Origin of the sequence: Gorillibacterium timonense (assembly GCF_001457415.1) — a bacterium.
GTDB lineage: Bacteria > Bacillota > Bacilli > Paenibacillales > NBRC-103111 > Gorillibacterium > Gorillibacterium timonense.
Genome location: NZ_LN881722.1, coordinates 322082 through 345457, shown reverse-complemented (window position 1 = coordinate 345457; position 23376 = coordinate 322082). Strand labels below are relative to the sequence as shown.

The 23376-nt window shown below is 56.7% G+C and carries 22 protein-coding genes; 6 read left to right on the top strand and 16 right to left on the bottom strand.

What is annotated here, in order from left to right; all coding sequences use genetic code 11:
- Nucleotides 1–198: 198 nt before the first annotated feature.
- The 3 genes from BN2684_RS06070 to hydE form a co-directional block, all read right to left on the bottom strand.
- Nucleotides 199–2496 carry a thiamine pyrophosphate-dependent enzyme gene (locus BN2684_RS06070; protein WP_058301271.1) on the bottom strand — a complete coding sequence of 766 codons (2298 nt, stop codon included), beginning with the start codon at nt 2494–2496 and terminating at the stop codon, nt 199–201.
- A 23-nt stretch (nt 2497–2519) separates the two neighbouring features.
- Nucleotides 2520–3512, bottom strand: a complete 993-nt coding sequence (locus BN2684_RS06065; RefSeq protein WP_058301270.1) for a 2-oxoacid:acceptor oxidoreductase family protein — start codon at nt 3510–3512, stop codon at nt 2520–2522.
- 142 nt (nt 3513–3654) lie between these two features.
- The gene (gene hydE, locus BN2684_RS06060) at nt 3655–4713 is read right to left on the bottom strand and encodes a [FeFe] hydrogenase H-cluster radical SAM maturase HydE (protein WP_058301269.1); all 1059 of its coding nucleotides are present in this window, start codon (nt 4711–4713) and stop codon (nt 3655–3657) included.
- Between the two features lie 693 nt (nt 4714–5406).
- Here hydE and BN2684_RS06055 point away from each other — a divergent pair.
- Nucleotides 5407–5682 carry an SDR family NAD(P)-dependent oxidoreductase gene (locus tag BN2684_RS06055; protein ID WP_058301268.1) on the top strand — a complete coding sequence of 92 codons (276 nt, stop codon included), beginning with the start codon at nt 5407–5409 and terminating at the stop codon, nt 5680–5682.
- 103 nt (nt 5683–5785) lie between these two features.
- On the opposite strand, the gene BN2684_RS06050 is transcribed toward BN2684_RS06055, so the two are convergent.
- Complete coding sequence (locus BN2684_RS06050) at nt 5786–6928, bottom strand: LCP family protein (protein WP_082651786.1); 1143 nt, start codon at nt 6926–6928, stop codon at nt 5786–5788.
- A 366-nt stretch (nt 6929–7294) separates the two neighbouring features.
- On the opposite strand from BN2684_RS06050, the gene BN2684_RS06045 reads away from it, so the two are divergent.
- The 3 genes from BN2684_RS06045 (at nt 7295) to BN2684_RS06035 (ending at nt 10346) form a co-directional block, all read left to right on the top strand.
- Nucleotides 7295–8368: a hypothetical protein gene (locus tag BN2684_RS06045; RefSeq protein WP_058301267.1), complete on the top strand. Its 1074-nt coding sequence runs from the start codon at nt 7295–7297 to the stop codon at nt 8366–8368.
- A gap of 138 nt (nt 8369–8506) precedes the next feature.
- Nucleotides 8507–9421 carry an ABC transporter ATP-binding protein gene (locus tag BN2684_RS06040; protein ID WP_058301266.1) on the top strand — a complete coding sequence of 305 codons (915 nt, stop codon included), beginning with the start codon at nt 8507–8509 and terminating at the stop codon, nt 9419–9421.
- Entirely contained in the window at nt 9405–10346 is a 942-nt protein-coding gene (locus tag BN2684_RS06035) for an ABC transporter permease (RefSeq protein WP_148449901.1), read from the top strand. The genes BN2684_RS06040 and BN2684_RS06035 overlap by 17 nt, the downstream gene beginning before the upstream one ends.
- A 145-nt stretch (nt 10347–10491) precedes the next feature.
- Here BN2684_RS06035 and ric read toward each other — a convergent pair whose 3' ends face one another.
- The 8 genes from ric to BN2684_RS05995 form a co-directional block, all read right to left on the bottom strand.
- Entirely contained in the window at nt 10492–11196 is a 705-nt protein-coding gene (gene ric / locus BN2684_RS06030) for an iron-sulfur cluster repair di-iron protein (protein WP_058301264.1), read from the bottom strand.
- Nucleotides 11197–11904: 708 nt separating this feature from the next.
- Nucleotides 11905–12600, bottom strand: coding sequence for a DUF4269 domain-containing protein (locus BN2684_RS06025; RefSeq protein WP_234340177.1), 696 nt, complete (start codon nt 12598–12600; stop codon nt 11905–11907).
- Nucleotides 12600–13127, bottom strand: a complete 528-nt coding sequence (locus tag BN2684_RS06020; RefSeq protein ID WP_058301263.1) for a YfiT family bacillithiol transferase — start codon at nt 13125–13127, stop codon at nt 12600–12602. The genes BN2684_RS06025 and BN2684_RS06020 overlap by 1 nt, the downstream gene beginning before the upstream one ends.
- Nucleotides 13128–13179: 52 nt before the next feature.
- Nucleotides 13180–13905 (bottom strand): DUF6199 family natural product biosynthesis protein, encoded by a 726-nt coding sequence (locus BN2684_RS06015; protein ID WP_058301262.1) that lies wholly within the window; start codon nt 13903–13905, stop codon nt 13180–13182.
- A gap of 230 nt (nt 13906–14135) precedes the next feature.
- A complete protein-coding gene (locus BN2684_RS06010; RefSeq protein ID WP_058301261.1) occupies nt 14136–14795 on the bottom strand; it encodes a DJ-1/PfpI family protein in 660 nt (219 codons plus the stop codon).
- Between the two features lie 95 nt (nt 14796–14890).
- Nucleotides 14891–15343 carry a hypothetical protein gene (locus BN2684_RS06005; protein WP_058301260.1) on the bottom strand — a complete coding sequence of 151 codons (453 nt, stop codon included), beginning with the start codon at nt 15341–15343 and terminating at the stop codon, nt 14891–14893.
- Nucleotides 15340–15873, bottom strand: coding sequence for a GNAT family N-acetyltransferase (locus tag BN2684_RS06000; protein WP_058301259.1), 534 nt, complete (start codon nt 15871–15873; stop codon nt 15340–15342). The genes BN2684_RS06005 and BN2684_RS06000 overlap by 4 nt, the downstream gene beginning before the upstream one ends.
- Before the next feature lie 168 nt (nt 15874–16041).
- Nucleotides 16042–17634, bottom strand: coding sequence for an amidohydrolase (locus BN2684_RS05995; protein WP_058301258.1), 1593 nt, complete (start codon nt 17632–17634; stop codon nt 16042–16044).
- 304 nt (nt 17635–17938) lie between these two features.
- On the opposite strand from BN2684_RS05995, the gene BN2684_RS05990 reads away from it, so the two are divergent.
- Entirely contained in the window at nt 17939–18577 is a 639-nt protein-coding gene (locus tag BN2684_RS05990) for a metal-dependent hydrolase (protein ID WP_058301257.1), read from the top strand.
- Nucleotides 18578–18775: 198 nt separating this feature from the next.
- Here BN2684_RS05990 and BN2684_RS05985 read toward each other — a convergent pair whose 3' ends face one another.
- The 4 genes from BN2684_RS05985 to BN2684_RS24445 all read right to left on the bottom strand — a co-directional run bounded on the left by BN2684_RS05985 (nt 18776) and on the right by BN2684_RS24445 (nt 22052).
- Nucleotides 18776–20074: an MFS transporter gene (locus tag BN2684_RS05985; protein ID WP_058301256.1), complete on the bottom strand. Its 1299-nt coding sequence runs from the start codon at nt 20072–20074 to the stop codon at nt 18776–18778.
- 136 nt (nt 20075–20210) lie between these two features.
- Entirely contained in the window at nt 20211–20987 is a 777-nt protein-coding gene (locus BN2684_RS05980; protein ID WP_058301255.1) for a GNAT family N-acetyltransferase, read from the bottom strand.
- 47 nt (nt 20988–21034) lie between these two features.
- On the bottom strand, nt 21035–21745 hold the full coding sequence (locus BN2684_RS05975; RefSeq protein WP_108722175.1) for a DUF554 domain-containing protein: 711 nt from the start codon (nt 21743–21745) through the stop codon (nt 21035–21037).
- 133 nt (nt 21746–21878) lie between these two features.
- Nucleotides 21879–22052 (bottom strand): hypothetical protein, encoded by a 174-nt coding sequence (locus tag BN2684_RS24445; RefSeq protein WP_159065767.1) that lies wholly within the window; start codon nt 22050–22052, stop codon nt 21879–21881.
- A gap of 442 nt (nt 22053–22494) precedes the next feature.
- On the opposite strand from BN2684_RS24445, the gene pdaA reads away from it, so the two are divergent.
- Nucleotides 22495–23376 carry a delta-lactam-biosynthetic de-N-acetylase gene (gene pdaA, locus BN2684_RS05970; RefSeq protein ID WP_082651785.1) on the top strand — a complete coding sequence of 294 codons (882 nt, stop codon included), beginning with the start codon at nt 22495–22497 and terminating at the stop codon, nt 23374–23376.

Here is a 23376-nt window from a genome sequence, read left to right as displayed (position 1 = left end):
TCGGAATAGTGAGAATGCTTATCAGTGGGTCCCTGGAGGCCGGCAGCCGCGACTGCCGGCCTCCAGGGACCCACATTTACTTTATCGAAAGCGGCAAGGCCTCTTCCGGTAAAAACCTGCTATTCTCGTTAAGAAAGCCCGCTCTTTGTCAGCATTGCGGCAAGGGAGCGGGCTTGGCACGATCGTTCCGGTTCGTTTTTACAGCTCCGGATTGTCGTGTTTGGCCTTCAAGCGGCTCCAGCGGCGTTCAATTTCGTCTTCGAAGGCTTTCAATTGCTCTTCGTCCTTCAGAAGGTGCTTCGTCTTGCCCATGCCCTTCAGCCAGTCGGTTACCGGAATCCGTTTGCCCTTGTCTTCCGGATTGTACGTAATCGTCGTGATACCCTGCTCGATTTCGTACAGCGGGAAGAAGCAGGAGTTGACGGCGGCGCTGACCAGGTCATTGCCTTTTTGGTCCTCGGACTTCCAGTTCAGCGGGCAGGCGCAGAGGATTTTGCCGTAAGCCGTACCGACGTTGTTGGCGTACCATTGCGCCTTGGCGGCTTTCTTCAGCAGATCCTGAGCGTTCGATTCGGTTGCGGTGAAGACGTAAGGAATGTTGCAGGCCGCCAGAATTTGCGCGGTGTCCTTGTGATGGCCCTTTTTCCCCTTTTGGGCTTTGCCGACACCGGAGGTGCTGGTCATGTGGCCCATCGGAGTCGAGTAGGACAGCTGCGAGCCGGTATTCATGTAGCCTTCGTTGTCGTACTCGAGGATGATAATCTTATGATTGCGGAGCGCGGTACCAACAGCGGCGCCCATGCCGATGTCCATGCCGCCGTCGCCGGAAATCATGATGAAGGTGACGTCGTCGGATACTTGAATCTCTCCGCGACGCTTCAACTCATAGAAGGCGTCAACCGCACCAGCTACGGTGGCAGCACCGTTCTGGAACAGGTTGTGCACGAAGGTCTGCTTGTGGGACGAATACGGGTAGCTGGCGGTTACGACATAAGCGCAGCCGGTTTGGAACAGAAGGACGACGTCCCCTTCGATGCCCTTCAGGAAGAGCTCGATGGCGGACAGTGCGCCGCAGCCAGGGCAAGCGCCGTGTCCGGGAGCCAGACGGTGCGGCTTCACGGTCAGTTGGCGGAGCGGCGGCAGCTTGACGTTCAGACGGCCGGTCGTTTCGTCTTCGGTGACGTTGATGAGGCCCGTCTTGTAATCGTCGGTTTTCAGCGGCTCGATCACTTGGTTCGAAACGATGGCATGCGCCGCGTCGCCCGGGTAGTGGCCGTGATAGTCGAACGGTTTCTCGGCATAGCCCTTTTCAGCAGCGTCAATGGCGGCCTCGAAGAAAGCTTGCGCGTCATCTGCATAGAAGTCCTTGCCGCCGAGGCCGAAGATGCGGGACAGAACGATCGTCTTGTTCTCCGGATCGACTTGCAGGGCGGAACGGATTTCATGGGTAAGGTTGGAGCCTTGCGCACCGTAGGAATCAGCGCGTTCGCCGACCAGAAGAGCCTTGACGTTCTTCATGGCCTTGCGGATCGCTTCCGTCGGGAACGGGCGGATGATGTTCGGGCGAACGAGACCGGCCTTCACGCCTTTGGCGCGGAGAGCGTCAACCGTATCCTTCGCGGATTCCCCGGCGGAGTTCAGCAGGAATACAGCCACTTCGGCGTCTTCCATGCGGTACAGATCGAGGGTCGGGTATTCGCGGCCGGAGAGCTGTGCGTATTCGCGGGCGACTTGCTCATACACTTCGCCGGCTTTTTCCAGCGCTTCGCTCAGCTGATAGTGGTTGTTCAGCAGATCGTCGCCGCCCATGTGCGCCCCGATGGTGACCGGGTGCGACGGGTCCGCGATGTTCGGATAGCTGTGGTTCGGGTTCGGACCGACGAAGTCTTGAACGACTTTGTTGTCCTTGAAGTACTGCACCTTGCGTTTCTGGTGAGACGTGAAGAAGCCGTCGTAAGCGACGATGACCGGTAGACGGACATCGGAATGCTCCGCAACCTTCAGCGCGATGATGTTCATGTCATATACGGCTTGCGGGGTGCTGGCGGTCAGGATGACCCAGCCCAGGTTCAAGCCGTAGTACAAGTCGGAGTGGTCGCCGCGGATATCGAGCGGACCGCTGATCGCGCGGGTAACCAGATTAAGCACCATCGGGAAGCGAGTACCCGATTGGGTCGGAAGCTGCTCCAGCATGTACAGGAAGCCTTGGGAGCTCGTCGCGTTGACGACGCGAGCGCCCGTCATGGCTGCGCCGTAACAGATCCCGGCAGAGCCGTGCTCGCCGTCAGCGGCGATCAGTTGGATGTCATGAAGACCGCGGGTCTTCATTTGGTCCAGGTATTGGGCTACTTCAGTGGACGGTGTGATCGGGAAATAACCCATGATGTGGTAATTGATTTGAGCGGCAGCCGTGGCGGCCATTTCATTGCCGGATTCGAAATGCGTGATCTGCTCTGCCGGAATGACTTGCGACAATTTATCTTCAATAACGGCCATGGTTCATGTCCTCCCCTTTACGTTTAATTAAAAACTTGGGTGACGCGGTGCTCTTCGGCGTATCCCACTTCTTCGCGGCGGGACGAAAGGGCATCCGTCGGGCAAACTTCCACGCATTTCAGGCAGCCTTTGCAATATTGATAGTCAATGCCGCGCAGGAATTGCTGCGGGCGGCCCTTCTTGTCTTCTCCGGTTTCCCAGACGAAGCAGTAGTCGGGGCATACGGCGTCGCAGTTGGCGCAGCTGATACATTTCTCGGTGTTGAGCTCCGGCAGGAAGCCTTGGCGGGAACCGCTCAGGTCCTTCAGGATACTGTTGCCTTGGGCGAGAATGACGCCGCCGGGAACCTGGGTCGCGTAACCAAGAGGAGATTGCGCGCGTTTAAAGGGCTTGGCTTCCGCACCGGCCGGCACATCATACGTCATGAACTTCACTTCGTTATAGCCGCGGTCAAAGGTGCGGATGTTCGGTTCAACGAGGTGCGGATATTTCTTCTCGAAGGTGGAACGGATGACTTTGCGCATCGCTTCCGGGTCGAGGAAATCGCAAATCCGGAACAGCGCGCCCAGCATGGAGGTATTGACCTTCGTTTTCTCTTCGACGGCAATGCCCATCCCATCCACAAGCGCAAGCGTACCGTATTGCAGACCGAGATCTCTTTTTACTTCTTCGAAGTCGCGGGTCGTGTTGACGAGCACAACCCCATCGGTCGGCAAGCCGCTGATGACATTGACGTTCTTGTACAGGGCTTCATGGAAGACCGCGACGACATGAGGCTCTTCAATCGGGCTGTGGTCGCGAATCTCGACATCCGGATCGCAGAAGCGAACGAATGCTTTTACGGGAGTGCCTTTTTTCTCGGAACCGTAGGATGAGAAGTTGGACGCATTGAGCCCGAGGCCGATCGCACCGGTTTCGGCGAGCATCTTGCCCGCGAGGTTGGCGCCGAGTCCGCCGATGGATTCAAGACGGATTTCGAAAAAGCCCAGCGAGTTCTTCTTCGGTAAAATAGACATCTGGTTTCCTCCTTTGAATTTCTGATCGTACTGCCCGGTATAAGCGTGTAGAGCAATCAAATCAGATATATGAAGCTCAAATCCTGACTTTTCAGTCGTACCGTCATACGGCATGGGGGAGGGACTTAAGCAATCATGCTAATCAAGCTAAGCAAGAATCGGTGCGGAATCCACAGTGGTCGCCGCGCCCCATCTCGATCCGGTAGCCGGAAGCGACGATGCGCATTTCAATACAGTGGCGGCAGTGGGAGGCTTCGTCTCCCGTGCAGATTTTGTTCTCGTAGAGCGCGTACTTCTCGCGGACGGCCAGAGGCGACAGAATGGGCATCACAACGTTAGCGCCGGCCTTCAAAGCCTTCTCCCGTCCGACCGGGTCGAGGGTACCCATCGCCGTGGTTGCGGGCAGCATAGCACCTGGAACAAAAAGTCTAGCAAGCGCTATCATTACCAATGTATGGTCAACGGTGCCCCCCTCCGCCTTCGCAAGCGGAGTTGCACTGTGCGGGATGAACGGGCCGATCCCGATCATCTCAGGTTGAAGCTCATGCAGGAAAAGGAGATCTTCGGCGAGATGTTCAGCCGTCTGTCCCGGCAACCCGACCATGAAGCCGGCGCCTACCTGATAGCCGATGCGCTTCAAGGTGTACAGGCAGTCGATGCGGTTATCGTAAGACATTCCGGGATGCAGCGACTCATACAAAGAGCGGGATGCTGTCTCGTGCCGCAGCAGGTAGCGGTCTGCTCCCGCTTCGAATAACGTCCGGTAAAAGCGCTCGCTGCGTTCCCCGATGGACAACGTGATCGCCACCTCGGGATAGCGAGCTTTGATCCGGCGGATAATTTCGGTAAGCAATTCCTCGGTGTAACGGAAATCCTCTCCACTTTGCAGAACGAAGGACCGGTAGCCAAGCTCGTAGCCTTCCTCGACGCACTCGAGAATCTCGTCCTCCGTGAGCCGATAGCGGTCCACCCCGGCATTCGACCGGCGGAGTCCGCAGTACAGGCAGTCCTGCTTGCACATGTTGGAGAATTCAATCAATCCACGCATGAACACGGCTTTGCCATAATGCCTTTGGCGGGTCTGATCGGCGAGCCGGAACAATTCCTTCCGCCCTTCCGGGGTCAGGCTTCCGAGGAGCTCGACGATCTCGTCCTTGGTCAGCGAATTTGTTTGATGCAGCTTGGCGAGCAGTTCGTCCAAGGGGTCTCCTCCTCTCGGGTAAGACAAACCGTTGTCAGCGCAGCGAAAAACGAATCGACATCCGAACGTGTGAGGGCTTGAGCAGCAGCGGTCATAATTTCGGAGGAGCGGTCCGTTCTTTCGTCCCCATTGTACTTCAAAAAAACAGCTTCTAAAGTGAACTAATTCACAAGATTGTGCCATTTTGAAAAAGAAAAAAAACAAAAAAAAATTCATTAAAATCTTTGGTTTTCGGCGAAGAATCAGCCGCTTTTCAAGTTTGAAACAGCCAACTCCTCCACCCCCAGGGAAGCTTGCGCAGAACGATCGAACCGTCTGTCTCTTCAAGCGTTTCCGGTTTCATTTGTCACAGCGAATCTCCTTATGAGGTAAGCTCTTTTCATCCTGGTCTGCGAACGATTCGGTTTCCTGCTAAAAAAAAGGAGCAAAATCTCTGCTATATAAACAGCAAATTGAAATAGCCATAACAGAAGGGTAGAAAAGCGGGAGTAACAGCCAAAATACACCATATTTTGCAACCGCTTTCAATTCGTTTTTTCCTGAAGAATCAGTCATTTTATTCCAAAGAAGTGATGAACATCATTCTCATTTGCCTCAATTGTGTCATACAGTCTCTATTTTCTTTGAGTGTGGAGAGAGAATGAGCTAGAATGGATTATAGTAACGAAACCGCTTTAGTAGGAGAGATAGCGCATGGCAACCGCTTACGTTACCGGCGCTGACCGGGGACTCGGCCTCGCCTTGACGGAAGGCCTCTTGGAACGGGGTTACCAGGTTTATGCAGGGAGCTATATGTCGGATTGGCCGGAGTTGGACCGGCTTGCGGAGACCTATCCGAAGCAGCTGGTCCAGGTGCCGCTCGATGTCTCGAATGGTGCATCCGTGACAGCTGCCGCCGATATCATCGCATCCCAGACTCCGAGCCTCGATCTCCTCATCAACAATGCCGGCATCCACAACAGCTGGTGATGCAAGAAAGCACTTCCGTCTCTTTGCTGGAGAAGTCGGAAGTGCTTTTATGTGGGGGTAATAGATGGGCTAACCCAGGTGACTCGATGGTGATCGGACTGCTTTAGTTCACAGGCCCAGTTCCCTCTTTGCCGGTGCCGCTGGCGCTCTCCGTTCGGCTTCCCGAGCTGTTCTGGTCGCTCAGGCCGCTGGCCGTCCCGCTGTCGGGAAGGAGGCCCACGGTGTCCGCCAATCGGTCCAACTGCACTCCGTTCGCTTCCTCCGGCTCCAGCCCGAGACGGCTCCGGAAAGCAGTAAGCGCCTGCTTCAAATCGGTCTCCTTCGGAACGATATAGGGACTTATCCATTCCCCGTTCAAATGAATGAATTCGACCTCATCGGGCTTCAATTCGCGGATGCGGCCGATCCAGCTGCGCAGCTCGCTCTCGGGAACATCCGTCTTCACGTTTTTGCCGGCGATATCCAGGACGTCTCCGAGGTTCAGCAGCCCGTTGACCGAAGTGAGCTTGCTCAGAATCTGCTTGATCACCTGCTGCTGGCGCTCATTGCGGGCGGTGTCGGACGATTCTGACGTTCCCTGGTTCGACTTGCGGTAGCGAACGAAGTCGAGGGCGTTCTTGCCATCCAGCGTCTGTTCGCCTTTTTTCAAATCGATATTGGTTCCATCCGAAGTGTCCCGATACTTCATATCCATATCTACATTCACCCGGACACCGCCGAGCTCATCCACCAGCTCACGGAACCCTTGAAAATCGACCATCGCCATGTAGTCGATGGGAACCCCGAACAGCCGCGAGTACAGCTCCTTGGTTTGGGCGAAGGCGGTATCTTTATCCTTCAGATAGTAATAGGGAAAAAAGTAATTGGCTTTATGATTTCGAATGTCACCCGGCTTCAGTTCAAGATCGCGGGGGAGCGAAACGATCGTCGCCGAGTCGGTCTTCGGATTCAGCGCGAGCAGCATGATGACGTCCGTATTCATAGATCCGTCGCTTCCACCTCGGCTATCCACCCCCGTGAGCAGGAAGGAAATCGGCTTATCCTGATCCTCCTTCACCTGAGAAGGAGTCACCGACGGAACGGCGCTTCCCGATGGGGTAGGCGTAGGAGGCGCAGCAATATGTTGAATGGCCTGATCGGCCTTGTGATAGATGAAAGCGGCATAGGCGCCCGCAGCGCATAAAACGACGGCCAAACTGACGGATATCCCGATCAGCCAGCGGCGGCGGGTTCGATTCTTATTCATTCCGTTCCTCCTCTTCCATTGGTCCTAGTTCATAGAGGTAAAAAGCATTCTACGGAATTTTACCTCTAAACCGCAGGAATATTTGTGTCATTTTTATGAATTCTTATTAGTTTCATTCTATTCCCCAATCATTTGGATATATGTCTTCACCACCTTAAGCCCTTTCACGCAAAATAAAAGGAAACCGGACATTCTGTTGTCATCATCATAGGGTATAATTTCCCTATCTTATTCATGCGCAGGACAGCTCCTGCCTCTAGTGCGCCGTCAGCCTTAATCGTGCAGATACGAAGCGGCGTCAATCGGTAGGAGAAGTGGTGCGAGAACCACGCTTTGGAGTTGACAGCGTACTAGGGAGGAATCTCATTGAACCACCTCTATCATGTTCAGCGCGAAGTTACCGCTTATTACCGGCATATTCCGCATGTACCGGATGATTTCCCGGTCGATCCGAACCTGCTCGGCTTCATGGAGGAGGCGGAATTTCGCTATGCCTTCAAGGAGCTGGCGGAACGGGTAGGCCAAGTGTACCGGGATATGGAGGAGAATCCCTCTTCCTATGGGGTACCGCTCAGCGACATTCATGAAGTGAACGAAAACAAAGAGGATGGAAATCTCGCCAAAGCCTCCTGGCGCTCCGTCAAACGGCTCGGAGACGTTCTTCAGGCCATCGGAAGCCTCGGCGTTCTGGACGGAGACGGCTTGCGCATCCCCCTAGCGGACTTTCGCCAAACTCTGAAGAAGATGACCCGATTCCAGCTCATTCTCGACCGGCTGATCGACTTTGGATTCGCCATCGAAGAATATGACGGAGCAAAGTTCCGAAAGGATGCAGCTTTTTTTGTCGTTTCTTATCCGGACAACCCCCGGCTTCCCTCCGTCTTGAAGGCCTATGCTCTGTCTCCAGGCTTTCACGCGGATGATCCGCACGAATTCTATTATATGGACTACAAACGTGTCGCCGACCGCGACAAGCTCCCCTCTAACGCTGCTGCACTCGATTTAGCCGCTCTGCTCGATGAGGATCACGGGCTCCTGCTGATCCTGCTTCACGAGCATTTTGTCGGGTCGATGGGGTTGTCCGCCCATTACAAGGATGATTCTCTGGAATATTTCCAGAAAAAGAAACGGGTCGCGCGCTTTATGATCGATTTTCATACGGGCGATGTGATGGTGATCCTCAAGCTAAAGGACATGGATGCCTACGGCCTCGTCATCGACAGCCTGCCGCCCGAGCTGAGAACGTATTTCGAAAAGGGAAACTGCCGTTATTGCGACTTTCAGCAAGCCACCGCGGAATGGTGCAAGTTCCGCCTCTCTTGGACGATCGATGACTGCAGACAAGAGGGCTGCGGCTTCGACAACTTCAACTTCATCAACCCCGGCAGCCGCAGCTATGCCTCTTTCGCCCGGCTGATGGAACTGGAATACTCACGGTAACGAGGTCTTCTCCTGACCCTTCGGCCCGTTTCGTCCCCGACCTAGGTCCAGGGAGCGGAACGGGCCGAAGACGGTTTTGTCCCCTTCTGAAACGTCGTAGACTTGGGAAAGCGAAAACATAACGAGGGGGAAGCATTCATGAAAACACCGACGGTGCAGCTCCTCGGAGTCACCAAGCGGATCGGCGGCAAAACGCTGATCGACAAGCTGAGCTTCGAGGTACCGAAGGGAGAAATCTTTGGGTTTCTCGGCCCGAATGGAGCCGGGAAAACGACGACGATCCGCATGATGGTCGGACTCATGAGCATGACAGAAGGCGACGTGCTGATCGAAGGAAAGAGTATCAAGCGGGAATACGAGCAAGCCATCCGCCATGTGGGGGCGATCGTGGAGAATCCCGAGTTCTATAAATACTTGTCCGGCTACCGAAACCTGGTGCACTACGCTCGGATGGTGCCGGGCGTGACCCGCAAGCGAATCCTGGAGGTCGTTCGACTGGTCGGACTCGAAAACCGCATCCACGATAAAGTGAAGCGGTATTCTCTCGGGATGCGGCAGCGGCTTGGCGTCGCCCAGGCGCTGCTGCACAAACCCTCGCTCCTCATTCTGGACGAACCCACGAACGGACTTGATCCGGCGGGCATCCGCGAGCTGCGGGATTACTTGCGGAGACTCGCGCAGGAGGGCAACATCTCCATCATCGTATCGAGCCACCTGCTGGCCGAGATGGAGCTCATGTGCGACCGCATCGGCATCATTCAGAACGGCAAGCTTGTCGATGTACGCTCGATTCAGGATTTTGTCCGGGAAGGCGAAGCGAGCCGGTACATCTTCGAAGTGGACGACTCGGCAAAAGCCAAGGAAGCCCTCGCCTGCGCCCGGGAAGCGGAGATCACTTCGGAGGGCATCGAGGTGAGCGCGGAGCGCGAAGAAGTGGCCGAGATCGCCGCCGCGCTCGTACGGGTGGGCGTCCGGCTGTATGGCATCCGCAGAGTGACGAAGAGCCTGGAAGACAAATTCTTGGAAATGACGGGAAGTGATCAAATTGCTTAGGCTCATCCGCAATGAAAACATGAAAATCTACCGCCGACCGCGCACCTGGATTCTCCTCATCCTGCTCATCGGCATCGTTGCATTCGGTACTTATCAGATCCACAAATTTGCTCCGGCGAATCCCGATTGGAAGCAAGAGTTGACCCAGCAAAATACGGAATACGAAAATAACCTTAAAGACAATCCGTCAAAGGAAGCACGCGACTATTATGAAGAGCATCTGAAAATAAATGAATACCGACTTGAGCACGATATCGCTCCTCCCGACGGGACCGTCTGGGGCTCGGTTCTTGAGATGAGCGACCTCATTATCCTCGTCACCATCTTCACCGTGGTCATCGCCGCGGATGCGGTCGCGGGTGAATTCTCCCAAGGCACCGCCAAGCTTCTGCTCATCCGCCCCCACTCCCGGGCCAAAGTGCTGCTGTCCAAGTACCTGTCCGCCTTCCAGTTCAGCCTCCTGCTGCTGCTGGTGCTCCTCGGAGCCTCTTACGGATTCGGCGGCCTGTTTAACGGCTTTGACGGCACCACGCTGCCCTACGTCTACGCAGCGGGCGACGGAACCGTTCACGAGCTGAGCATGCTGCCCCATATCCTCACGGTATACGGCATGTCCTGCATCAGCCTGCTCATGACGGTGACGCTTGCGTTCATGATCTCCACCGTGTTCCGCTCAAGCTCCCTGGCCATCGCGCTGTCCATGGCCGTGCTTCTGCTCAGCAGCACGGCGATCCATCTGCTGAAGGGCTACTGGTGGATCAAGTACTACCTGTTTGCGAACACCGACCTCACGGTCTATCTGGATGGGACGCCTCTGCGCGGCGACATGACGCTGACCTTTTCCATCCTGGTACTCGTCGGGTATTTCGTGGTCATGAATGTCCTGTCCTGGACGATCTTCACGAAGCGAGACGTCGCGGCCTAATTTTTACGACCATCCGAAGCATGAAGCCATGGCCGGCTGCGACCCGCCATAGATCCGTGCCGGTCGGCATACGAAAAGCCGTTCCTCCCGCTTGGATGCGGTGGGAACGGCTTTTTCGTGCTGTCCGATTGTATGGGAGCTAGAATTATCCGGCGATGCGCAGAAACAAGATGTTGTTCTCCAGGTGGATGTGGTCGAACATGTCCGACTCAAGAGCCTTCAATCGTTCAAAGGAAACCCGGTACGTGCCGCAAGCCTCTTTGGGCAAGGTATAATCGGTGGTCAGCTCGCGGATTTCGCGCAGGATTTCCCCCACTCCGGCATGCTCGGACTCCAACTCTTTGAGAAGAGTCGCTGCTTTCGCTCGATCCGCTTCGTCTTCACTGTCCGCATAGCTCAGGATCGAGGGAAAGAGCTGCTCCTCCTCCTTGACCAGATGCTCCTCAAGCTCCGCCTTCATCGTCCGGTACAGCTCATGGACGCGGATCAATTCGGGATGAGCGGGACCGTGGACGCGTGCGATCTTGGCCACATATCCCTCCAGCGGAGCAAGCTCCTGCAACAGATAAGCGTGATGGGTATTGACGATCTCCGAGATCAGCTCCGCATAAGGCGCATTCCGCCAATCCTTGGCCGGTTGGCCGAACTGCGAATAGTCGGTATGCTTCTCTTCCAACTTCGCGAGCACGATAGCTTCCTCAATCCCTTTGCTGCCGGCAGCCTCCTTTAAGGTCTTGCTTCCTCCACAGCAAAAATCCAGTCCGAGCGATTTAAACACATCGGCCGCTTGCGGGAAGGCAGCCACGATTTCACCGAGTGTCTGGGCAGGTTGAAAACCGGTTTTATTCATAGAGTGAAAACTCCTCTCAACAGGAATGGTTGAACTGGAGTCCACTATAACGCTCCTACTCCCCCCTCCTTGTGACTTGCATCACACATCGAAAAATAAAGAGTCACACTCGCTTCCCCCTCTTTTTCCTACTCCAAGTATAGATGCAGGAAGGTCCGGGAAGTTTAACGGACAGCATGAACGGGTAAAGATACGCATCTGCAGCACCTGTAAATCGATCCGTACGGAGGACATTTTTAGCGAGAGGCGGGACAGCGATATGGCAGACGAGAAACGCGATGACCCGGCAGATCAAGCAACTGCTTTCGGACAAAATTTTTTTGCCGATCAACCCCGAACGATCTCGTAACTCCAGCATGGAAGGCCGTTCAGGGAGAGGAGCTCATCTCCACGACTCAAGAGGACAAGCCAAACTCCTATCATGCGGGAGCCGCATTCGAGGACAAGGGGGAGCTTGTCGATCCGATCGACCTCGCCGCTGTGCCAGATGCGGATGAAGTTGCGGCGAATTCTCCGGTAGACCCAGCCGCTCCTCTCACCGACGTTATCAATGGAATCGACCTGCTCAACGGAGCGGGAGCGGATGACCCGGATGACGACTTTCGCCGGGTGGACAACCGAGAGGATCTTTGATCGGACCGCAAAAGCAGGCTGGGAAGGATGTGCGGTGCGCCATCCTTCCCAGCCTGTTTTTTGTGTTCTCCGCGATCAGGGAGAAGTCCGGCCCCGAATCCTCCGCATGAGCTCCTCATCCGTCTCTTCCCACAAGCAGAGCATCGCTTCATAGGGATCTCCGGGAAGCTTGAGCAGCCTGGCAAAGGCGGGTTCCGTCTTGATGCCCTGCGCCTTCCATGAACGAAGCCTTTCCCGCTCCGCCTCCGGCAGCAGCCGCAAAATCCGCTCCTCCACCACCATATGACGGTACCCGTTCTGCTCGTCCGTCGGGCGGTTCTGCCCAAACAGCTCGATCTCCCAGCCGTCATAGGTGAAATTAACCGTCGCCACGGCTCCATCTGGTTCGGAGCAGCGATACTCGTCCAAATGGCCGAACAACTGCTGCAATTCACCGCACCAGGCGGCCAGATCCGCGACTTCACAGATCACGTCCAGATCGGAGCCCGCCACATCGATACCGATCGGCACCGTGCCCACGAGCCTCGGCGAATAACGAATAAGCCTCTCTTCCAAGCGAAGCTCCTGCAGGGCCCGAACTGCATCCCGCTGCCGGGGAGCTCCTTCTGCCATACCTTGCGGGATGAATCGGTCCGCTTCGCGGGACCTCGATGCAGCGAAGGCTGTGTCCTCGTGATCATCCTTCGCCAAGGTGATTTGCATGTCGCTATCCGCAACTGCGGCCGGTTGAGCCGCTCCCGCTTCCCTGGATGCCGGTCCGTCCGGCCTCATCAAGTCCAGCCCTTTCGTTCTTTCAGAGTGCGGATATGGGCCAAATGGTGCCAGCCGTGCCAGGAATAAACGCCCACGTTGTAATCCAGGCGTACCACCGCCTCAGATTCGGGATGATAAAAATCGCGGGCATAGTCCTCATCGCTTATAGTCCGCAGCAGGAACACCCAGCGCTCATGAAGCGATTCGAGCAGCCGAAGCGACACTTCCGGATGAAGCAGACGTGCATCCGCTCCCTCCGCCCATCGGTCCTCATAATAGGGCCGAATGGTCGGGCGATCTTCCGTCAGCGCCAGCTTAAAGCGGATAAAGCTGTTCATGTGGCTGTCAGCCAAGTGATGCACCACCTGGCGGATGGTCCAGCCTCCTTCGCGATACGGAGTATCCAGCTGTTCGTCCGATAAGCCGCGAATCTCCGTCGCAAGGAGCGCAGGCAATTCCGCGATATCGGAGATCCATTGTTCCCGCTGTTCCCGGGTGATCTCTCCCTGCCACTCAAATGTTCCGATCGGATAACGAAAATCCACCTGTTCACACCTCCTGTCTTGAATCGACTTTCCTTCGGTTCTATCTCAGTCCTTACATCACGGAAAAAATCGCGCCGAGCAGGAACCCGACACCGACGATGGCAACGACGATGCTGCCGATTTTGGTTGAGGTCATATAAAAGTCAGTCGGCTCCGGGTCTTCCACCCACATCGTATATTTCAGCTTGAAAAAGAACTCGCGGAACCGCCACCCGATGAAGCTGACCGCTAGAAAAAGCACGCCTAGCACGTATAATACCGGATTCCCATCTTTCTGCCGCAAGGTGGGATCTATCATTTCAAGCAGAGTGCTGACGGGGTATAAATGACCGCCCGGGGTATCATACACCCACTGTCCGTTCATGTTAGCGGAGCTGACCATCTCCGGAAAATAGCTGCCGTCCTCCTGTCGGACTTCCACCCATCTATCGCTCGCCGCCTTCGCCCTGCGGGTTCCCACAGCATCGGTGATATCGTACAGCCGTTCTTCCTCCGATTCCGAGATCAGCTTGACGTTAATCCGCTCGTTTCCAATCACAATGGCAAATTCCTTGCCGCCGCCGGAATCCGTCACCCTGATCGGACCATCACCTGAACGAGTGCGATAGACGGAGGTATTATCCGTATGCTCCGCCAGCCGGTATTTGCTGTCAAATACGTAGAAGACCCGATCCTGAAAGCGAGGAATCGACCAGGCGATAGCCGTAAGCAGCAGGACGCCGGCTACACCGAGAAGAATCAGCCACTTGTTCCGCTTTGTGAGAGGAAACCCCTTCATAGTGAACCCTCATTCACGCGGTATTCGAACCTGTTTCCTTTCTTTGTCCGTTCGAGGTTGGAGTTCTTCTCCTTCGTTCTCAGCGGATGTTCCGCCGGCTTTTTCCGTCGCAGCTGTTCCGTCATTTGCCTGCTCCTTCCGGTGTTCTTAAAAAGGATTGCTAACCTATCCTTCTCTTACGGGAGAAGCGGTCTCTCGTTTCCCCATTCCCGAAAATCGGCGCATTCGGCTTAGTCAAAGAGCATTCGCTCGGTCTCTGCGCCTTCCCAGTCGTATTCCATCTGCCCCGCCGCAAGAAGCGCGCGCTCCTCTCCGAGCAGCTTCTCGATGGCATGGAGGGAGATGTCGATGCCCGCCGAGACCCCGGCGGACAGAAGAATATGCCCGTTATCGGTATAACGTGCGTCCTCGCGGATTTTAGCCGATCTGGGCGCGAGCTCGCGGAGCAGCGGAATGGAGGCATGGTGAGTCGTAATCTCCAGCCCGTCGAGCAGACCAGCAGCCGCCAGCAGCAGAGCGCCGGTGCAGACGGACAGCAACAGCTCGCATTCGCTTGCGGTCGCGGCAATCCAATCGAGCAGCTTGCGGTTCGAGATTTCTCTACGCGTGCCCATTCCTCCCGGTACGATCAGCAAATCCGGCACTGGACAGCCGCCGATGGCATAATCCGGTACGAGGCGCAGCCCGCCGACCGCCGTCACGATGCGCGCCTCCTCCGCTACCGTATAGAGCTCGAAGTCTCCGCCCTGCTTGCCCGCCATCGCGAACACCTCATACGGACCGGCAAAGTCCAGCACCTCAATGTCATCAAACAACAGAATGGCAACCTTGCGCACACGGCGCGTTTCCTTTGACTCCACAAACTCCACAGACTCCACAGGTTCCGTCATGACCACCTCTCCCTTTCATCCGCATTTCCCGGGGCTATATTCTCTACTGCTGCTAAACGTCAGGCTGACCGTCAAGGTAACCGTCAAGGTAACCGTCAAGGTGCAAAATACTTCGCCAGCCGCTCCTGCACCTCATCCCGGGACAGCTTGCGGCTGAACGCCGCTTGCGGGTATCGCTCCTCCGCTTTAAGAAAGAACTCCACCCGATTGCCATCGTCGTTCAGGAAACGGAACCCGAGCAGCTGGTTGCGCGGAATAAAGCGGTATCCCGTCTGCAGCCCGAATTCCCCGAGGCGGACCCGGGAGACCCAAACAACCGGAAGGATGTTCAGGAAGGTAATAAGGAAGAACAGCCAGAACGGGAACTCCAGGGTAAGGATGAAGGAAAACAGCACATAAAAGATGACCCAGAGCGCCACGCTTATTCCGATTGCATTTCCGCTGAGAAGAACCTTCCCCGCGCGGACTTTGGAGCGCAGTGCAAGCAAGGACAGCCCTGCGTAGCCGACGAGACCGAGCGCGCCGACTAGCATCATGCCGTCGCTCATTGTCCTGCCCTCCACTCCTCCTCCAGGATCGAGAACAAGAGCGAGTCGTGATAACGCCCTTTGGCATACAGGTACTCCCGCAGGTGACCCTCACGCTGCATGCCAAGCTTCTCAATCACCCGGGCCGAGCCTGCATTTGCCGGACGGCAGGTCGCAAATATGCGATGCAAGCGATGTTCCTCAAAGCCATAGCGCATCAGCTCCCGGGCCGCTTCCGTGGCATAGCCCCGGTTCCAGGCATCGGGACTCAGGCAGTAGCCGATCTCTCCGTTCGTCCCGGTCACATACAAGCAGCCGCCGCCGAGGAGTGCACCGTCGTCGCGCCGGGTCACGGCCAGCTCGTAGCCAGTACGCGGCTCTTCGGCAGCAAGCGCTGCGACCTTGGCCAGGAAGCCGCGGGTCTCTTCTTCCGAATTCGGCCCCCACAGCATAAATTTCATCGCATCCGGATTGGAGGTATACCGGTGCACGGCAGCAAAATCATCGTCAGTAAATTCGCGCAGGATGAGACGTTCGGTACAAAATTCCATATCGATTCCCTCCGGTTTCCTCTGCTTCCCCTTTTCCTTGCTGGGTATGGCTCGCTTGCTGGATATGGCTCGCACATGGCGACACTGATCCATGACGTTAGTCCCGCACGGACACTCCTGTGCGAGATTGCGAGACCTGCACCGCACAGCCGGTTCTGCCGCCTGGGATTAGTCCCGCTCGTAAGCCGTCTCTCCATTCACGACCGTCCGCCGCGCCTTCATCCGCAGCCACTCTTCGGGGTCCTCCGCGAACGGGCGGTCGAGCACGGTGAAGTCGGCTGCATACCCGGGAGCCAGCGTCCCCCTCACGTTCTCTTCTCCCGCCGTCCGGGCACTCCCGTTCGTGTACAGCCGAATCGCTTCCGCAAGCGTCAGCGACTCATCCGGCTCGTAGCCCGGATGACGCTCGCCCGGCTTGCGGCGGGTGACGGCGGTGTACAGCCCGTGGAGCGGATCCAGCGGCTCGATGGGAGCATCGCTGCTGCCGCCGCAGGGAACGCCTGCGGCCAGCAGCGTCTTCCAGGCGTAGCGGTGCACCGGCCGGCTGCCGAGCCGCTCTTGCACCCACGGGTAGTCGCTCGCCACGAAGGGCGGCTGAATGTCGGCTGCAAGCCGTAGGCGGCGCATCCGCTCGAGCTGCTCGGGGCGCAGCACGGGTACGTGGATCAGCCGATCGGGGAGCGGGCTGGCCGCCTCCACCGGCTGCTCCTCCATCGCCGTGAGCGCGAGGTCCACGGCCGCGTCTCCGATGGCATGGACGGCGATCGGATAGCCGGCCTCCCGCGCCTCGCGGACGATAGCCCGGAGCGCTTGCGGCGTGTGGATCGGGATGCCGGAATTGCCGGGATCGTCGGCATACGGTTCGCTCAGCCAGGCGGTCCGGCCCCCGAGTACGCCGTCCGCGAAGAGCTTCGCCCCTCCGAGGCGGAGCCATTCGTCGCCGCTGCCTGCCCGAAGGCCCAGAGACTTCGCTTCGGCGAGGTTCGGGTAATAGACGAGCTGATGCGTCCTCAGCCGGACGCCCTCCTCGCGCAGCTCGCGGTGGATGCGGAGCATCGTGCTCAAGTCGCCGAGATACCGCAGGTCATCCGTATGCACCGCCGTCAGCCCAAGCGAGAGGGCGTATTCGGCGGCGCTGCGGATTGTGGCCTTCTTGGCGGCATAATCCGGCTCCGGCACCGCCGCTTGGAAGGCTTCGCCGGCATCCTCGTAGATGCGCCCGTTCAGCCTGCCCCGCTCATCACGCCCGTACGCCCCAGAGGGCGGATCGACGATATCCTCCGCAATGCCGGCACGCCGATACGCTTCTGAATTGGCCAGCAAGGAATGGTAGCAGACGCGCGTCAGCAGCACCGGATGCCGGTCGGTGACCGCATCGAGCTCGTCCCGGTTCGGCGCGACAGCGGGAAGGAAGGCGTTCTCATTCCAGTTGTAGCCGAGAATCCATTCGCCGGGCGGGGTTGCTTCCACACGGTCCTTCAGCAGGCGGAGCATCTCCTCCTTCGATTCCGCTCCGCTGAAATCGAGAGCCGCCAGCTTCATCCCCTGCATGGACAGATGCATATGGCAATCCGTTAGTCCGGGAAGCACATAGCCTCCGTCCAGATCGATCCGGCGAATGTCACGGCCGGCAAGCTGCAAGCTGAGCTCTCGGTCGGAGCCGACGGCCCGGATGATGCCATTCTCGCAATAGACAGAGATAGACTCCTCGCTCTTCTCCGCAAAAGGGCTGCGCCCCCCGTGAAACCACGTACCTGTCATGTCTCATCCCTCTTCTGTGTAAAGAATTCGTTCTGCTAAGTCCATGTCCGCGGCGGCACGAAACGCGACGATTTCCGCCTACGATTACAAAAGGTCGTTTCAATCATTCTACCTCTCGACGCCCGGAACTGAACAGGTGGCCCTGAATCATTTTATCCATGAGCGTGATAAGAATCGCCCGTCATTCCTTCGCGTATGATGCAAAAGAAGCGTTCCCGGTTGTCATCCGGGTGCGGCACAGGTATACTACCAAAGCAAACGTATGTTTGGATTCCCGACGAACTCATCAGCTAAGGAGGACATCATGAAAGGTTCGACTCATCTGACCATCGGCACCGCAATCGGAATCGGCGCTGCCGCCGTGTACTCGCATTCCCTCACCCAGGCCGCTCTGCTCATCACGGCCGCTTCCTTCTCCGCGCTCGCCGCGGATCTCGATGGGGCGAGTCTGCTCAGCTCGAAGCTCAGCAAAGTCTCGCGTGTCATCCGCATCCTCGCGCCGTGGGCGGGCGTTCTCGCCGTCGTCGCTCTCGTGCTCTACGGAACCCGAAACGGCTTCGCTCCCCTGCCGTCTGCCGCGGCAGTCGCGCTTCTGCTGCTCGGCCTCACAGCCAAGGAAGGTGCGATTCGCAACGCCTTGGTGAGCGCCATCGGCTGCGCTCTCCTGTATGCCGCATGGATGGGCGATTCCCGAGGCTTGCTCGGCTTGGGCGCCTTCGTTGTCATCGCCCCATGGCTGAAGCATCGCGGCCTCACCCATACGATCTGGGCACTCGCCCTTTGGGCCGCCATCGGTCGGCAGCTGGAAGCCGAATGGGCGATTCCCGGTCTGGCCGCCGCATCCGCAGCCGGATATCTGTCGCATCTGGCAGCGGACACCCTTACACCGAGCGGGGTCAAATGGCTCTCCCCGCTCGTCAAGAAATCATTCAAGCTCCGCTAGAAAACACGCCTTCATGCAAAAGCACATGCCCCGAAGGAACATGTGCTTGAATTCAAATGAAGGTTAACCGGATTGCTCACGCCATTGCCCGTTCCTATCAGGTGAGCCGGAAATGGCTTAGTCTCCATCCACTGGTAGCTCCTCGCCAAGCGAACAGATCGCCGCTTGCAAGAGCCGTTCGCAGCTCTCCCGCTTAGCTCAAGAGGGCGGGGCCACGCCGATCGCCACCGGCTCGGGAGCCGGGACCGGTTTCGGCTTCATGCGGAACATTTTCCGATAGAGGAGCATGCTCGCGAGTCCGGCGACGGCCAATTCCGCACCCATCGCCCATGCCGGGATATAAGCCCCCAGAGTGACCGCCAAAGAGCCGATCATCATCGCTCCCCTTAACGTTAACGCGTTAATGGCCATGTAAGAACCGCGCTGATCGGCGGGAACGATATCGGCCAGCACCGCCTGCTTGCGCGGAGCATAGATCATTTCACCGAAGGACACGACAACCATCATCACCATGAGGAACCAGGGCAGCGCCGTGGCGACCAGGAAGGCGTAACCGCCCACATACAGCACAAGCCCGCCGATGATCGCCTTGCTGTCCGAAAGCCGCATCGTCCTCTTGCGAATCCAAGTGCCAAGGATGACTACCGCCACCGTATTGACGATGTTGAGCAGCCCGAACAATTTGTAGCCGTCCACCTTGAAGGTCTGTCCGAAGAGATGAAACAGGCTCGTCTCCTCGACGGCCGCAGCCAAACGGATCGGGGAATAGTTGTTGAATTGCAGCTGAATGGATATGTCAATGAGCGAGGCGAGCAGGAACACCATGAAAACCGAGTTCATAACCACCGTGCGATAATTGGCCGCCGTACTGCGAAGGAAACCGACACGTTCGGAGGGTTCTTCGGCTGCCGGAAGAGTTGTCCGATTCTCTTTGATCCAGAACACCAGGATCGCGATGGAGAGAAGCGAAATGACGCCCAAAGCCACAAACAGCTCCAGCCTATGTAATTTGAAAAAGAATCCGCCGATGATCATGCCGACCAAGACGGAGATGTTCCACAGCCAGTAATCGAAGCTGTAGATGTACCGGCGCTCTTCGCTATCGCTGGAATCGATGATGAGTGCGTCTCCGGCGGGACCGGATAATCCGGAGCAAAAATAGCAAAAAAAGAAGCCTGCCCATACCAGCACCGGAGCTGAGAGGGCATCCGTGCTGCCGGCAATCATGCCTGCAATCGCGGTAAAGCGAACGACCTCGGTCACGACAAGCAGCTTCTTTCGTCCGATCTGATCCGATAGATAGCCGCCGAAGATTCCGGCAACGAACGCCAACAGAATCGTAACCGTCATCAGAATTCCGGTGAGCTTGGCGCCAAATTGACCAGCCAAGTAGATGCCCATGAACGGAAAAATACAGTTGTTGATCATATGCGTCATGAAGCGCTCTATCATCCGGGCTTTCACATTGCGTTGCAGCTTCCAAAAAGATAAGGACATGGTCTTCTCGTTCCTCTTTCCAGCAAGCTCCGAGCGGCAGCTTTTACCTTTTTATAATGACAGTAGGACATCTTCAATAAAATGTCAATGCTGTATTATGGTGGGCTCCGCGCAATTGTGATTCCCTTCGAGCGCTTTATCGGTTTCTGTCACCGCTCTTAACCCGATACCACTGGCGATACAGCTCTTGAAACCCGAGCTTTTCATAGAGTGACACCGCCGCTTCATTGTCCGTCAGAACCTGCAAAAAGGCTTCTTCCGCCCCGGCCTCCGCCGCTTTTGCCAATAAGGCGCGCATGAGCTTGCCCGCAAAGCCTCTCCTGCGAAAGGCCGCCGCGGTGATGATATAGTATACGGCGGCATGCGCTCCAACAATGACCACCATCCCGATGGCCGCAGCCTTTCCCTTCTCCGTGATCGTCGCATAATAGCAAGGATAGGTTTGGAGCTCGAACAGGCGGGCGATCGTCTTCTTATGGGGGCTTTGCTTCGGGTTCAGCTTGATGTAGTTTTTAAGCCATGGATCGACAGCCGAGAAGGACACAATCGGCTCCTCATTCTCTTGTTCGACCGGTTCGGCCAAAGGCAGGGCGACTCTCTGCACGCTAACCTCTTCGACGCGGCTGTAGCCAAGCCGCTCCAGCTCACGGTCAAGCTTCCTCGGCAAGGACGCCGCCGTGAGCTTAAATACCGGGTCCAATCCAAGCCGGGCATAGTAGTCCTCGCAAAAAGCGATATGCTCCGAAAGGGGAAGCTCGGAGGAATAGAGGGGAAGCACCGAATTGGCGCGCTTGGAATACCCGTCAGCCGAGCGCAGCAGCCATCCGTCCATGCACAGAACGGACAGGGCTGGCCATGAATTCACGGCGAGCTCCTCATAGGTTCGAATAACCGACAAGCGGGCAGTGGACATAGACGTTCCTTCTTTCTCGATGATAGCTAGATTCTCTTTCCTTTTTCTTACTCTAGCACGAACCGGAAGGCCATGAACAGCGCCATCGCCACGAGCGCGGGGAGCATGTTCGCCACGCGGATTTTTTTGATCTCGAGGAGATTGAGGCCTACTCCGACGATCAGGACGCCGCCGACCGCCGAGATCTCCCTCACGGCTGCGCTGAGCGACACTGGATCGAGACGCAAGGCGAACCAGAAGGCACCGAGCGCGATCACTCCCTGGTAGACGAAGACAGCCGGAGCGGAGAAGATCACTCCGATCCCCAAAGTCGATGCGAGAATCAGGGTGATCATCCCGTCCATAATCGACTTTGTGTAGAGCAGGGAGTGCCCCTGTCCCGTCGCGCTCTCGATCGGCCCGAGAATCGCCATCGCCCCGATACAGAAGATCAGCGTTGAGGTGACGAATGCTTGTCCGACCTTGCCGGAGCCTTCGCCGCCCACCTTGCGCTCCAGCCACGCGCCGACCCGTTCAAAGCCGCGTTCCACTCCGATGGCTTCGCCAAGCAGCGTTCCGCCCGCCAAGCTAATGACCAGATAGAGCGTCTCTTCCCCCTTTAATGCCATTCCCACGCCGAGTACGCAGGTGAAGATGCCGATCGCTTGAATCACCGTTCGGTGCATCGTTTCCGGCATTTTCGGCAGGAAGATGCCGAGCACGCCCGCCGCAATGATGGCGAGCGCGTTAATGATCGTACCCCATAAAGCCGTCAGCACAAACCGATCCCCCTCGTCTTCATTGCTTACCATAGGCCTCTATACAAAAGGCACCCCGCTCCATGAACAGGGTGCCCGTCTTCCCATTTGACTTTGGCTCCTCATTATCGTTCCGTCATGCTACAGCCGATTCTCACTTGGCTGAGTCATGAAGGCTATGAACATTTTGGTGGAACTGCTTGATGACCTGCTGCAGGTATTTTCCGTCTTGCCGGGTAAGCCCCCGCTGATTCTGCTTCATGATGAGCTCTTGCATATTTCGCTTCAGCATTTCCGACTTGCGTTCCAACAACTGTTCACGGGTCAACTTCGTCCACTCCCCTGGTTTTATTGGCTGCTCGACATGACGCGAACGTACGGCCGCGAGAATCGGCGCCGGGTTCGAAAGAGGTATCTCCCGGTTTCTCCATCCATGCCGAGATTTCCGCTTTCTTGTCTCAATTGCTCTTAATTATATAGCTTTCGGGACGGTCGATAAAATCGGATATTTCCGCTCTCGCCGCAATAATCCGGCATTTGGTGAAGGAATGGCAGCCCAGAGGAGGCAAACCGAAAGGATGCTCCCGATTTCTCTACTTCATCTCTTTAAAGCGTCTTCTCGTCAATGAGAAAGGTTATCAGCCTATGCCTTCGATGGAAACACGACCAAGTAGAAAAACGTGCATATCTTCGAGTTCCAGTGGAATAGTAGGGGTAGCGCCCCGGGCCGGGCGGCATTGACCATTTCAAAACGGATAGGAGAAATCCCGATGTCGAATCGTTACCGTTCCTCCGCTCTTGCGGTTATCGTATGCATTCTCATGATCGCCAGCCTCCCTGTATCCGCCTTGACAGGGTCGCATGCGGATTCCGCCGCAGCAGCCAAGACAGCCTCATCTGCGGTGTCCGATGAAGGCATTTCCCAAGCTGCCGCAGCCGATGGCGCCTATCACTTCGGTTTCAGAAAGGGCCGGGGCGGTCAGCCCGCATCGATCGACGACGAAGGTTTTAAGCCGATTCTGCAAAAGCACGCAGCGATCTTCCGCGGCGCCTCTGCCGCTAGCCCGGACGCGAAGGAGCTGTATCTCACCTTCGACAATGGGTATGAGAACGGTTATACCCCGGCCATCCTCGATACCCTCAAGGAGAAGAAGGTTCCGGCTATCTTTTTTCTGACCGGACACTATGTTCTGAGCAAGCCGGAGCTTGTGAAACGCATGGCTACCGAGGGCCACCTGATCGGCAACCATTCCTGGAGCCATCCGGACATGACGCAGGTGACGAACGAGAAGATCCGGGAGGAGCTAGCCAAGGTAAAGACCGCCGTGGTCGAACTCACCGGTCAGAAGGAGATGGCGTTCGTCCGCCCACCCCGCGGGATCTTCAACGAACGGGTGCTGCGGGTTTGTGCGGAGGAGGGCTATTCCAACGTCTTCTGGTCGATCGCATACAAAGACTGGGACCCGAACGAACAGCGCGGCGCAGATTACGCTTACCGCCAAGTCATGGCGCAGCTTCATCCGGGAGCCGTCATCCTGCTCCATTCCGTATCACGAGACAATACCCAAGCGCTCGGGCGAATAATCGACGACGCGCGCAAGCAGGGCTACGAGTTCAAGAGCCTGGATGCCATCGCCACGCGGACTTATTGA